The sequence below is a fragment of the Erwinia sp. Leaf53 genome (assembly GCF_001422605.1).
GTDB lineage: Bacteria > Pseudomonadota > Gammaproteobacteria > Enterobacterales > Enterobacteriaceae > Erwinia.
On the sequence record NZ_LMLK01000025.1, the window covers coordinates 54948 to 68087 of the forward strand.

A 13140-nucleotide genomic window follows, 5' to 3' on the forward strand; every position below is an offset into this window, starting at 1 on the left:
AATATAAGAATCCATTATGCCAGCCACCATCGCACCCTCCATCGACACCGAACCCGACGCCACGCCCGTAAACTCACGCGGTAAAGTGGTGGTCGCTTCGCTGGTCGGAACCGCTATCGAATTTTTCGACTTCTATATTTATGCCACGGCGGCGGTGATCGTCTTCCCGCATATCTTCTTCCCGCAGGGGGATGCCACCGTCGCCACGCTACAGTCGCTGGCCACCTTTGCCATCGCCTTCGTTGCCCGCCCGATCGGCTCCGCGCTGTTTGGTCACTTCGGCGACCGCGCCGGGCGTAAGGTGACGCTGGTCGCTTCGCTGCTGACCATGGGCATCTCAACGGTGGCGATCGGCCTGCTGCCGACCTACGAGACCATCGGCGTGTTTGCGCCGCTGCTGCTGGCGCTGGCGCGCTTTGGTCAGGGCCTCGGCCTCGGCGGTGAGTGGGGCGGCGCGGCGCTGCTGGCCACTGAAAATGCCCCGGCGAAGAAACGTGCGCTGTACGGCTCCTTCCCGCAGCTGGGCGCGCCGATCGGCTTCTTCTTTGCCAACGGCACCTTCCTGCTGCTCTCCGCGATACTGACCGACGAGCAGTTTATGAGCTGGGGCTGGCGCGTGCCGTTTGTGCTCTCTGCGGTGCTGGTGCTGATCGGCCTCTACGTGCGCGTGTCGCTGCACGAGTCGCCGGTGTTTGCCAAAGTGCAGAAGGAGAAGAAGCAGGTTAAGGTGCCGATCGGTACGCTGCTGAGCAAGCATCTGGGTACCACCATCATCGGCACCTTTATCATGCTGGCGACCTACACGCTGTTCTACATTATGACCGTCTACTCGATGACCTACGGCACCACGCCGGCGCCAAACGGGCTGGGCATTCCGCGTAACAGCTTCCTGTGGATGCTGATGCTGGCGGTGATCGGCTTTGGGGTGATGGTGCCGATTGCCGGGCTGCTGGCCGACCGCTTTGGCCGCCGCAGGACGATGATCGTCATTACCCTGCTGATTATTGGCTTCTCGCTGCTGTTCCCGTCACTGCTCGGTTCCGGCAACCAGACGCTGATTATGGCCTTCCTGGTCTGTGGCCTGAGCATTATGGGGCTGACCTTCGGTCCGATGGGCGCGCTGCTGCCGGAGCTGTTCCCGACCGAGGTGCGTTATACCGGGGCATCGTTCTCCTATAACCTGTCGTCGATTCTCGGGGCATCCGTAGCACCTTACATTGCCACCTGGCTGGCACACACGGCTGTTCTACGTCGGCCTCTACCTGGCCGCGATGGCCTGCCTGACGCTGATTGCGCTGATCCTGTGTAAAGAGACCCGTAACCAGTCGCTGTTTGACTAACCTCCCGGGCGGCCCACCGCGTGGCCGCCCGCATTTTTTTGTCACTCCCCCTTCCTTGCATACTTTTTTTCAGCGCCACATTCCTGCCTGAAATCGTCGCCATCGACAAAAAAACCGTTCAGTTTATGCTCAAATATAGATTACACTCTATCAGGGAGCATAACCATGTGGACGGTGCTGACCACCGAACTGTTTGAGCAATGGCTGTGGAAACAGGATGTCGCCATACGTAATAAGACGCTGGCTACCCTCAGCCTGTTACAGAAAAGTGGCCCGGTACTCGGCAGGCCGCTGGTCGATAGCGTTAAAGGCTCCGCATTTATCAATATGAAAGAACTGCGAATACAGGTTAGCGGCGTGCCGTGGCGCGCATTTTTTGCATTCGATCCGCTACGCCGTGCAGTCATCCTTACCGCGGGGTGCAAAAAAGGTGATGAAAAGCGCTTTTACAGCCGGATGGTTCGCATCGCCGATGCACAATTTCAACTGCATTTAAACTCTATGGAAGGCCAACAAGATGGGCAGAACACTGAATGAAATACTGGCGCAGCTTCCTGATGAAGACCGCCAGGAAATCAACGACCTGACCCGCCAGCTGGAACTTGAGTACCACCTTTACCAGCTGCGTGAACGGCTTAATCTGACCCAGCGCGATCTGGCGCAGCAGATGGGCATCAGCCAGCCGACCGTGGCGGCGATGGAAAAACGCGGGCAGGATCTCAAGCTGATCACCCTGAAACGCTACGTGGAAGCGCTGGGCGGTGAGGTGAAGGTGGATGTCAGGCTGGCGGATGGCGAGCACTTTATCTTCGCCTTATAAGGGCAGAGCGGCCAGCCAGAAGACCGCTCTGCCCGCCCGCTACTTCCCGCTTTTCATCTGCTGCAGTACCCGCGTGCACTGGTTGTCGTCGTTATCGCTGGGGGAGATCAGCGCCAGCAGCGCGGCGGCCGGCGCCACTACCGCACCGAGCGCCACGGCGGCGGCACCGCGGGCGATCAGCGGCCCGGCTTTCACCCCGGCGTCCGGATTTTTAAAGGTGCCGCGCACGTAGAGCGGCGAGCGCAGGGTAATAATGCGGATGCCTTTGCTGTCCGGGTTGATGTTCAGATCCAGCCGTTCGTTAGCAAAGTTGGCGGTACCGGCGATGTTGATGATGGCGTTCTCGGTATCAAAGACAAACAGCCGGGTGGCGGCCAGCCCGTTATTCACCTGCAGGCTGGCCGCCGCACAGTTGATCTTAACCTCATCGTCGCCAAACAGCTTGCCGACCACGTAGTTGCCGACGTTCAGGCCGACGATCTCCATCAGGCTGCGGCTGATCACGCCGTCATTCATCAGCAGCTTCAGGTCGCCGTTGCTGGTCGCCAGCAGGTCGGCCACCGAGTTACCGCGCCCGCTCAGCGTCGCGTCGCCGTTCATCTGCCCGAGCGCGTTCTGCATCGCCTGCACGTCCGGCATCAGCTGGCGCAGCTTCAGCCCGCGGGCGTGAATATCCGCGCGCCCCTGCATCGGTGACTTATCCCCCGCAAGGTGGATGGTGGAATTGATGCTGCCGCCTGCCATGCCGAAGCGCAGCGGATCGAGGCGCAGATCGCCGTTTTTCAGCGTCAGATGGGTGGAGAGATCGCTTAGCGGCAGCGAGGTGCTGTGCTCAATGCGCTTGCCGCTGAAGCGCACGTCGGCGTCCATCACGTCCCAGTTTTTGGTGTCGAACTTATCATGCGGCAGTACGCGATCGGCCGGCTGGCCGGAGGCATCGCCGCGCTTCGCCTTCGCCCGTTCGGTTTTGTCACTGCCCTTACCGGAATTCACGCCGATCAGCGGGCCAAGGTCGGCCATCCGCAGCTGCTTCGACTCCAGCGACCCTTCCAGCTTGGGTCGTGGTTTGATCTGGCTGTAGGTCAGCGAGCCGTGAATGTCGCTGTCGCCAATGTGGCCGTTGAAGTTCTGATAGCGGAATACCGGCCCGCCCTTGTCGCGGAAGCGGGCGCTGAGCTGGCCATCGGTTTCATACGGCGGGGTATCCGGCAGCAGCACGCCGGTCAGGCCATAGAGGTTGGCCAGGGTATCGCCGGAGAAGCGCAGACGCAGGTCGATGCCGCCGAGGTTGAGCGGGTCCTGCACCGTGCCGCTAAGCCGCACGCGGGTGGTGCCGCTGCGCAGGTCGGCCTGAATCGGGAACGGCGTGGTCTGGCTGCGCAGCGACAGCATGCCGCCGATTTTGCCGTCACCGCTCAGCCGCTCGTTTTTATAAGTGCCGCTGGCCTTCCAGCCGAAGACAAAGTCCGCCGCGCCCTTCTCATCGTCCTTACCACCCGCCAGCTGCGCGTAAGGTACCGGTTTGCCCAGCGGGTTAACGGTGACCTGCACGTTGGCTTTATTGATCGCGTCGCGATAGCCGAGGGTGCCTTCGTCAAAGACGATATTGTCGAGGCGGAAGGACCAGGCGGAAGGGGTTTTAGCGGCGTCTTTATCGTCGCTACCGGCGAGGGTAAAGGACCAGTTATTTTTACCGTCGGCGGTCTGAACCAGCTTCGCCTGCGGCTGTTGCAGTTTGATCCACGGCAGATAAACCTGTTTGCCCAGCAGCGCCAGCGGCGACAGCGTGGCGTCCACCCGTGCCAGGTGCGCCATGGTGACGTCGGCAATTTCCGGCGGGTTGCCCAGCATAATATCCTGGGCATGAACCTGCGGCCACGGCACCCAGCGCCGCCAGCCCGGTTCGCTGCGGTTACGCTGCCAGCTGACGTCCAGATCGCCACGAATGGCAAACGGACGGTTCAGCTCGGCGGAAACCTTGCGGTTGATGGTCGGTTTCAGCCGGTTCCAGTCAAAGGTGGCAATCACCACCACGATGACCGCTACCAGCAGCACCAGAATGGCCGCTACCCAACTCACTACCTTGCCGCTACGAGACATTCCTGTTCCTCACACTGGCTCAACGCTTATGTAAAGATAGTCGAAAAGGGCGTAACGGCTATTTAATGAAGGTCAGCGGCAGCGTCTCCAGCTGCGCAAAAGGGGCCGGCCGGGCAAAGAAATAGCCCTGTGCGGCATAGGCGGGCGAGTTACGCACGGCTTCCCACTCCTCCGCGGTTTCCACCCCTTCGACGATCACCCCTTTGCAGTAGCGGTTGATCAGCGCCAGCAGCATGTTGAACAGGCTGCGCCCTTCATCGCTCTCACGCAGCATAATAAACAGCTCGCGCGCCAGCTTGATGTAGTCATATTTCAGTTCGGTCAGGGCCGAGAAGTTAGCCATCCCCGAACCAAAGTCATCCAGCCACAGCGGCCCCAGCTCCGGCATCTGTGCGACGATCACTTCCTGCGGCAGCACGTGGTGTTCCACCAGCTCGAAGCGCACCCACGGGCAGCGGGCAATCAGCTGGCGCACTTTCCGGTCATGCTGAATCGCCAGCAGCGTCGGCCCGTCAATATTGAGCGAAGCTACCGTATTGCTGGCGATAAAGACTTTTTCCCATTGGAGCAGCAGTTCAAGCTGCTCGGCGACAATCAGCAGGCGTTGAGGGATCTCAAGCGTTGCAAAGTAAAGCTCCGGCGATACTCGTTGGTTCGGGGCGGTGGGGTGAAACACCGCCGTCAGCAGCTCTATCGCCATCAGGCTACCGTCAATGCGGTAGATCGGCTGGAAGTTATAGGCGCGCTGGCACTGATGCCAGTAGGCACGCTCCTGAAGCTGCTGTTGAACGGCAATTGAGGACGGAAGCCGGTGGCTGAGTTGATCCAGCACCATGGTTAAGATCCTTAGGGTTGAGTCCGCCTTCGTTGGCATCCCGTGTGGCAAGTATCGGCACTGCACTGCGGAACTTTATGCACACTGTGATCACATATACCCCCCGATGGTAACAACCCCTGCGCGATTCAATCGCTGTAACAGACGCCTTTTAGGGCGTTTTATCATCATTTGGCCGCGGCTGAGCGCGGGCAAAGCGCGGCACCGACAGCAGCCAGGTTTCGCGCAGAGCGGCCTGTGTGGCTCCGCGGGCGGCCCCGGCCGGCGGCAGCGTCCAGTCCGCCTGTCCGATCTCACGACGGTAGCGATCGCCGCCCGTCGCGTCAGCGGCCTGCGCCAGCAGCGGAATCAGGCGTACCGCGATACGGTCGCGGTTTTTGTACGGCCACGGCCGGCCGGCGTCACTCCAGGGAGCCATAAAGTCCAGTGCGCTCAGCAGCCCCGGCTGCCCCGCCGCGCTGCTCTGCCACAGGTCACCGTTACCGCTGCGCGCAGCCAGCCCGGCCAGCGCGGTCAGCGCCTGTAAATTGAACCAGCTGTAGTGGAAAGAGCGGGTACGCGCCAGCTCCAGCGGCTGGCTGCCGTCGGCGGCAAGCTGACCGTTAAGGCGCTGCCGCGCCTGGCTGACCATTTCACGTACGATCTCAGGCCGCTGCAGGTACCAGGCGATGCCCGCCACCTGGGTACTGTACCAGCTGCCGTGATTGTTTTTCGCCGCGGCTTCGCCCAGCGCCCGTTTGCTGGTTAACAGCCAGTCGAGGTAGTCGCTCAGCCAGCGCCGCATCTGCCGTTCATCGGCCGCCTGCCAGCCGGGGGCCTGGCGCAGCATCACCAGCGCGTCGACCAGCCGGGTGGCAAAGTAGCGGCCGTCGAGCACGCCGGTGTGGCGGCCCGCGGCGATGCCGGGCACCCCCTGGGCAAAGTTCAGATTGGGGTTCATGCGGCTGGCCGGGTCAATAAACCAGTGGCGGATCAGTTCGATGGCGCGGGTGGCGTAGCGGGCATCGCCGGAGAAGTACCAGGCGAGAGTGAGTACCTGCACACGTGAGGTAAAGGTGGCCAGCCGCACGCCGTCGCTGTCGTCGTTTTTGCTGGCCGGGTTCACCTGCCCGTCACGCTGCCGCCAGGGGAGGCCGTCCGCTTTTTCCGGATCCGGCCACCAGTAGGCGCCCAGGCTGAGGTAGTCATGTTTTGTCCCGCCCGGAGGGGTCAGTCGCTTATCCGTCACGCTCAGCAGCGGCTGTTTCAGCGCCTTATCCGCCTCGTGCTGCAGCTGCTGCCAGGCGGTCAGGGTCAGCCCGGGGGCGTTGTGCTGCGCCAGCCGCTGACGGTTGAGCGCCAGGTCGGCAGCGTTAAGAAACGCGAACGACTCAGCCTGGCAGGCCAGGCTGAACAGCAGGCCGGCCAGCAGCAGCAGTCGACGTATCGGGCGGATAAGCGGGTTCATGGTGGACTCTCCGGACGGGTGGGACCGGTCGCCGGAGATGCGCGGGCGGGCGATGGTGCTGCAGACCTGCGCAGACCGGCGGTCAGGATGCAGGTGGCCTGAACGGCCACCTGCTACGGCTCACGCGAGTGAGCGTTGACTTACTGCGCGGCGCTGCTCTCGGCGGGTGCGGTGGCGTGGCCATCGTCAGCCGCCGCCGGGGCAGCGTCAGCGACCGGGGCCATCACTTTCTGCCAGTTCTGCTGCAGCAGCCTGACGTTGGTTTCCGGCTCGCCCGGTGGCTGCATCAGCACCATGGTCATATCCTGGCTTAGCTGCTGGCGCAGCTCCTGATTAAGCATCGGAAGCGTCAGGCCGGCGAGGAACGCCTGGCGCAGCTTCTGATACTGTTCCGGAGCGATATCCACCACCGCATTCTGCTGCGAACGCAGGCGCTGGCTCATCAGCACGTCCGTATCGGTGCGGGCATAGGTGGCAAACAGCTTGTTCAGCTCGTTAGTTTTCTGTGCCATCAGCTGATCGAACTCCGCCTGGCTCAGCCCTTTGTCACGCACGCTGGCCATCTCTTTTGCCAGCAGGTCGGTGGCGCTGACCAGCGCCGCGTTGTCGGCGTCCACATTAATGGCGCACTGCGCGCGCTGGTAGAGCACCCGGCAGTCGAAACCAACCTGCACGCCCTGGGTCTTATTCTCACCCAGGGTACGCTGTACGTGCCAGAACAGCGCTTCCCTTGCCAGGTCACTCTGCCAGTAACGCAGCAGGTTTTGTGATTCGCGGATCGGCGGCCACGGGTTATCCCATACCAGCGACAGGCGATCCTGGCCGATGGCGTTATTCACCAGGTTGACCGGCTGGGTCGGCAGCGGAGAGAGCGTCGGCAGCGCCGACGGCTGATCGCGTTTGCCTGACAGCGGCGAGAAGGTTTTGGTAATCTGCTCGGCCAGGCTGCGGCTGTCGACGTTGCCGACCACGATCAGCGTCATCGCATCCGGCGTGTACCACTGCCTGTAGAAGGCGGTGAGCTGCGCCATATCAACCGGGGTTTTGACCGCCGCGGCCGGTTCATGGCCCAGCAGGGCCGAGCCTTTCAGGCGATAGCGCCACCAGACGTCCTGCGGGTTGGCCGGCCAGGTAGCAATCGGGTCGTCCGCGTTGAGCGCGGTGTTGACCACCTGCTCGTTAATGGTCATTTTGCCCACGGTGGCGGCCAGCCAGCTGAGGGCTTCTTTCACCATTTCCGGGCGGTTGTTGGGCAGGCTGAGGTTGTACTGGGTGTAGTCATAAGAAGTCACGGCCGGCGGCAGCGGATGCTGCGGGTCGATGGCCTGCTGCCACAGCGAGCGCTGTTGGGCCGGGTCGAGGGTGGCGTTATGCACCAGCGCCAGGCGCGGCAGCAGATGGCTGTAACCCGCCTGCTGAGCGCTCTCTACCAGCGATCCGGTGTTAACGATCAGCCGAACCTCGACGCGGTCGCTCGGGCGCTGTGGCGTGGTTAACAGCTGCCAGCTAAAACCGTTTTCCAGTTTTCCCTGCTGCCAGGCGGGATCGGGCTGGAGTGTCTCCGCCTGTGCCGCGCCGCCTGCCAGCGCCAGCACTGTCCCACCGATCCAAAGACGCATTCTGGTGCCCTGCATGTGAACCCCTACTCAATCACAAACCAAAAAAAAATCACTGGCGATATGCTTCCTGCTGTACCTGATGTCATCCGGCGGCTGATGCCTTTTGCCCGGTGGTGTTCAGCAAACAGCTTTTTAGACCACGCATTGGCGAGGATGTCACACAGCGGAATAAAAAATCATAAAAAAACCTGGGGTTATTATGCAAATGCCCGCCGCGAGGGCAAGTCGCGGCGGGCATTTGTCGGCTATTTTGATGAATTAACAGCGTAAATTACGATTTCACAGCGCTTTTTCCGCCGTTTTGTCACCTTTCAGCGTCGCCTGCAGCTGCTCTTCGTCGAGATGGCCAACCCATTTTGCCACCACCACGGTCGCCACCCCGTTACCAATCAGGTTGGTCAGCGCGCGCGCCTCTGACATAAAGCGGTCAATGCCGAGGATCAGCGCCAGCCCGGCCACCGGCAGATGGCCGACCGCAGAGAGCGTAGCCGCCAGCACGATAAAGCCGCTGCCGGTGACGCCAGCCGCCCCTTTCGAGGACAGCAGCAGCACCACCAGCAGGGTTATCTGATGCCAGATGTCCATATGGCTGTTGGTTGCCTGGGCGATAAACACCGCGGCCATCGTCAGATAGATGGACGTGCCGTCGAGGTTAAACGAGTAACCGGTCGGGATGACCAGACCCACCACCGATTTCTTGCAGCCAAGCTTCTCCATCTTATCCAGCATGCGCGGCAGCGCGGACTCGGAGGAGGAGGTCCCCAGCACGATCAGCAGCTCTTCTTTGATGTAAGCGATAAACTTGAAGATATTGAAGCCGGCCAGCCGGGCGATCAGCCCCAGCACCAGCACTACAAACAGCACGCAGGTGATATAGAAGCAGATAATCAGCTGGCCGAGCTGCACCAGCGAACCGACGCCGTACTTGCCGATGGTGAAGGCCATCGCACCGAACGCCCCGATCGGTGCCAGGCGCATAATCATATTGATGATGCCGAAGATCACTTTGGCGAAGCTGTCGATAAAGTTGAACACCAGCGTGCCTTTATCGCCGAGTCGGTGTAGCGCAAAGCCGAACAGCACCGCAAACAGCAGCACCTGCAGGATATTACCGCTGGCAAAGGCGCCGATCACGCTGCCCGGGATCACGTCCAGCAGGAAGGCGACGATCCCCTGCTGCTCGGCCTGCTGGGCGTAGACCGCCACCGCTTTGGCATCCAGCGTCGACGGGTCAACGTTCATGCCCGCCCCCGGCTGCAGCAGGTTCACCACCACCAGCCCGATAATCAGCGCAATGGTACTGACCACTTCGAAGTAGAGCAGCGCTACCGCACCGGTGCGGCCAACCGCCTTCATGCTCTCCATGCCGGCAATGCCGGTGACCACGGTACAGAAGATCACCGGGGCAATAATCATTTTAATCAGTTTGACGAAGGCATCGCCCAGCGGTTTCATCTGGGCACCTAACTCGGGGTAAAAGTGGCCGAGCAGCACCCCGACGGCGATCGCGGTGAGCACCTGGAAGTACAGACTTTTGAACAGGGATGTTTTCATTGAGTATCCGGTTTACGACGTGGTGGTTGCGCATATTCTGCCGGAGCGGAGCGGCGTGCACGCTGGCGGCCGCACCCGTTCGGCGAATAATTATTTATAATTTTGTGTTGGAACAGCGCGAAAATAACACCCGGTTAACAGGATTAATACCCGTGGTCGACCAGATCGGCCAGCGTTGTACTGATTTTATGAACTGAATCACGTCAGCAGATAATTTTACCCAAAAGGTTCAATTATCGCTGATTGCTGAGGAGTGCGAAAAGTAGCGGCGGTCAAAAACGGCCGGAGGCAGCGCCTCGGCAAACAGGAAGCCCTGGCCAACCGTAAGGCCGAGCGCCAGCAGCGCATCACGCTGCTGCGGCGTTTCCACGCCTTCGGCGACCACGTCCAGCTCAATGATGCCGGCAATCGCCGCGATAATGCGCACCATCACATCGTCCGCCGGCAGGGTGGCGACAAAGCTGCGGTCAATTTTGATTTTACTCACCGGCAGCGTTTTGAACTGGCTTAGCAGGTCAAGGTTGGCATAACCCATACCGAAGTCATCCAGCGCCACCGACAGCCCGCTCTGACGCAGCTGACGCAGCAGCTGCAGCGCATGGCCCAGCTCGCCGACCTGCGCGGTTTCGGTGATCTCCAGCATCAGGCTGCCGGGGGCGATCGGGTAGCGCTGCAGCAGCGACTGCAGATGCTCAATTACCAGCGGGTCCCTGAGCTGAATCACCGACAGGTTGGCGCTCAGCGGCAGCGTAATCCCCGCCTGCTGCCAGCCGGTCAGCAGCCGGCAGGACTCTTCCAGCACCCAGCGCCCGAGCGGGCGGATCTCGCCGTTCTGCTCGGCACAGGCGATCAGGTCTTCGGGCAGGCTCCAGCTGCCGTCAGGCTGCTGCAGGCGCAGCAGCGCTTCTGCACCGACCAGCTCGCCGCTGCGCATATCGATCTGCGGCTGCAGCCACAGGGCAAATCTCCCGGCGGCCAGCAGGCCGACGATATCATAGTTGTCCGCCAGCGGTGACGACAGCGCCGCCAGCTGGCGTTGATTACGGTTGTAGTGGCGAATCAACAGGCCGAGCTCATCGTTGCGGTGATAGCGTGGCAGCTCCAGCTGATGGCCTGCCAGCGCCTGTGCCGGCAGGTCGCGCAGCTCATGGGCGATTTTACGCAGTGGCCGCACCATCAGCCGGTTGATGCACCAGCTGATGGCGATCGACAGGATCAGCGCCAGCAGCAGAAAGGTGGTGACCATCGTCGACATGGCACTGAGGATAAACTGATAGACGCGCCAGGAGTCCGCCTGCAGCACCAGCATCGCCAGCGGCTTCGGGTTGGCGGGTTCGACCGAGTAGAGCGGCACGGTAATCTGTACCGGCAGCTCGAACAGCCGGGCGACGAACCGCGGCACCGGTTTTTCCGGCTCGAAGTCGGTGTGTAGCGCCTGCAGGCCGTTCGGCAGCACCACTTCGGCGCGGGCGAGGATCCCGGCCGGGCGCAGCGAGTTAAGAATGCGTTCCGCCTGCGGGATATCGGCCTTCAGCACCGCCTGAGACAGCGGCTGGCGCACCGTGTGGGCGACATTCTCCATCTGCTGGGCGTAGTCAATCCTGCGCTGTTGCACAAAGTGGAAAAGCTGGATGACGATAAAAATACAGATGGTGACTACCGCAACGCCTGACACCGTCGCCATCTGCTTAATCGTTAATGATCGACTGATGCGCAAACCTGCTCTCCGAATCCCTGACTACCCGATCCCAAACACCTCGGGCCTACCAGCCCAGAGTATACCTGAAACGCGGGCAGGTAGCGGGACAGCCTGCGGATATCCCACCGGCCGGGCCGATTTCACGACTTACGTTATCACGCCTGATGAGGATTGGTTTAAGGCTTTTCTTAAAGATTCACGCGCGGTGGCGGCATTTACGTTGTAAGGTATGCGGACTGATAAGAGTTTATCTCATTCTTGTTAAGGACAGTCAGACCTCATAACCGAACATCCGTGATGCGAACACGATTATGACGATTTCATTTACCTTAGGGCTGAGTCAACTTCAGAATGAATTAATACTGATGCAATCGCCGGGCTGCTACTGGGTCACGGTGGATCGTCAGGAGGACGCACGCCTGCTGGTACGGCAAATCGTCGCCGCGCAGCCGATGCTGGCGCTGATCGGTACGGTGGCCGAACCGCCTGAGCTGCTGCTGCCGGACGGGCTGGTCAACAGCGCGGATGTGGCGTTCTTTGCTTTGCCTGAAACGCCTGATGCCCTGCAGCAGCTGACCGATATGCTGTCACGCGGCCTGACATCTGCCCCGCGATTTCTTTTATTTTATCATTCGGCTTCGCTGTGGCAAAAAATAGCGCCCGGGGCGTTAACCCGCTGGCTGCAGAATGTAAAAAACTGGTTATCAGCACGACAGTCAACCCTATTAATCATCACCCGCGAAACGGAAGGTCCCCCCCTGCGTGACCGGCTGCAAACGCTGCACAGCCACATTGATGGACTCTCTCAGCTGGATAAGCAGCCACATGACTGGGAATACCGGATCCGCTGGTGGCGCTATCAGGGCGGGGAGCTGCAGGATAAGACCTTTGCGCTGACCACCGACAGCCACGGATTCACCCTGCACAGGGAGGCGGCGCCGGTGATCAACGATGACCTGCTGTTTTTAGCCAGCAGGCATGCCGTCGCCGATATTCTGCCGCGTGGCAGCCAGTGGACGCTGTTCGAAGATAACCACCAGCTGGCACGCGCCGCTGGCCACCTCAGCGCCGCCACGGTGGTGTTCAGCGTTGAGCACAACAGCCAGGTGGTGGAGCTTGCCAGCCACGTTCATGCGCTGCGCTGCCAGCGCGGCAGCGCACTGAAGATGGCGATCAGAGAGACGCGTACCGCACTGCGCTACAGCGATGAACGTCTGCTGCTGGCCTGTGGCGTCAACGCCGTGATCCCGTTCAATACGCCGGACAACCGTTTTCTTGCCGTGCTGGACGATCTGCAGGGGCAGATGTTTAACCGTTTTGTCCCTGCACAGATCGACGTGCTGTTAAAATCAATCCAGCCGCTGAAGGAGAAGGGGTTATTGCCGACGGCGGCTTTTTGCCGGGCGGTACACGGCTTACTGCACAGCTCGGCGCTGCCTGTTGACGGTAAAGGCCTGCTGGTCGCGCTGCAGCCGGTCAGCGGGATGAGCCTGGCAGAGGTGCTGCCACAGTGCCAGCCACGCCGCTTTGGCGATCTGCTGACCACCGCAGACGATCTAATTTATCTGTTCCTGTCATCCTGCCGCTTCAGCGATCTGAGCATCGCGCTGAAATTTATCTTCCGCCGCCCCCATGCCGAGCTGGTGGCGCTGCAGAGCGTCTGGTATGGCGATGCGCAGATCGCCGATGAACTGCGCCAGCTGGAAACCGCAGAGTGACCTGAGGC

At 60.9% G+C, this 13140-nt stretch carries 10 protein-coding genes and 1 pseudogene; 5 read left to right on the forward strand and 6 right to left on the reverse strand.

The genetic code is table 11. The features are described from left to right. The first annotated feature begins 16 nt into the window (after window positions 1–16). The 3 genes and pseudogenes from ASF13_RS20085 to ASF13_RS20095 all read left to right on the forward strand — a co-directional run bounded on the left by ASF13_RS20085 (window position 17) and on the right by ASF13_RS20095 (window position 2160). Window positions 17–1340: pseudogene (locus ASF13_RS20085) on the forward strand (MFS transporter). Window positions 1341–1505: 165 nt separating this feature from the next. Next, entirely contained in the window at window positions 1506–1877 is a 372-nt protein-coding gene (locus ASF13_RS20090; protein WP_056240725.1) for a type II toxin-antitoxin system RelE/ParE family toxin, read from the forward strand. Next, a complete protein-coding gene (locus ASF13_RS20095; protein WP_056240727.1) occupies window positions 1858–2160 on the forward strand; it encodes a helix-turn-helix domain-containing protein in 303 nt (100 codons plus the stop codon). Before ASF13_RS20090 ends, ASF13_RS20095 begins: the two co-directional genes overlap by 20 nt. Window positions 2161–2199: 39 nt before the next feature. On the opposite strand, the gene ASF13_RS20100 is transcribed toward ASF13_RS20095, so the two are convergent. The 4 genes from ASF13_RS20100 to ASF13_RS20115 all read right to left on the reverse strand — a co-directional run bounded on the left by ASF13_RS20100 (window position 2200) and on the right by ASF13_RS20115 (window position 8176). Continuing rightward, window positions 2200–4260, reverse strand: a complete 2061-nt coding sequence (locus ASF13_RS20100; protein ID WP_056240729.1) for an AsmA family protein — start codon at window positions 4258–4260, stop codon at window positions 2200–2202. Between the two features lie 58 nt (window positions 4261–4318). After that, complete coding sequence (gene pdeH, locus ASF13_RS20105) at window positions 4319–5095, reverse strand: cyclic-guanylate-specific phosphodiesterase (RefSeq protein ID WP_056240733.1); 777 nt, start codon at window positions 5093–5095, stop codon at window positions 4319–4321. Window positions 5096–5246: 151 nt separating this feature from the next. Further along, window positions 5247–6542: an alginate lyase family protein gene (locus tag ASF13_RS20110; protein WP_056240736.1), complete on the reverse strand. Its 1296-nt coding sequence runs from the start codon at window positions 6540–6542 to the stop codon at window positions 5247–5249. 140 nt (window positions 6543–6682) lie between these two features. Next, window positions 6683–8176, reverse strand: a complete 1494-nt coding sequence (locus ASF13_RS20115; RefSeq protein ID WP_056240738.1) for a pitrilysin family protein — start codon at window positions 8174–8176, stop codon at window positions 6683–6685. Here ASF13_RS20115 and ASF13_RS24525 point away from each other — a divergent pair, their 5' ends adjacent. Continuing rightward, window positions 8177–8431 (forward strand): hypothetical protein, encoded by a 255-nt coding sequence (locus ASF13_RS24525; RefSeq protein WP_146005453.1) that lies wholly within the window; start codon window positions 8177–8179, stop codon window positions 8429–8431. A 9-nt stretch (window positions 8432–8440) separates the two neighbouring features. Here ASF13_RS24525 and ASF13_RS20120 read toward each other — a convergent pair whose 3' ends face one another. Continuing rightward, entirely contained in the window at window positions 8441–9715 is a 1275-nt protein-coding gene (locus tag ASF13_RS20120; RefSeq protein ID WP_056240741.1) for a dicarboxylate/amino acid:cation symporter, read from the reverse strand. A 229-nt stretch (window positions 9716–9944) separates the two neighbouring features. Next, entirely contained in the window at window positions 9945–11432 is a 1488-nt protein-coding gene (locus ASF13_RS20125; protein ID WP_056240745.1) for an EAL domain-containing protein, read from the reverse strand. Window positions 11433–11725: 293 nt separating this feature from the next. Between ASF13_RS20125 and bcsE the strand changes: the two genes are divergently transcribed. After that, window positions 11726–13132, forward strand: coding sequence for a cellulose biosynthesis protein BcsE (gene bcsE / locus ASF13_RS20130; protein ID WP_072166451.1), 1407 nt, complete (start codon window positions 11726–11728; stop codon window positions 13130–13132). Window positions 13133–13140: the final 8 nt, after the last annotated feature.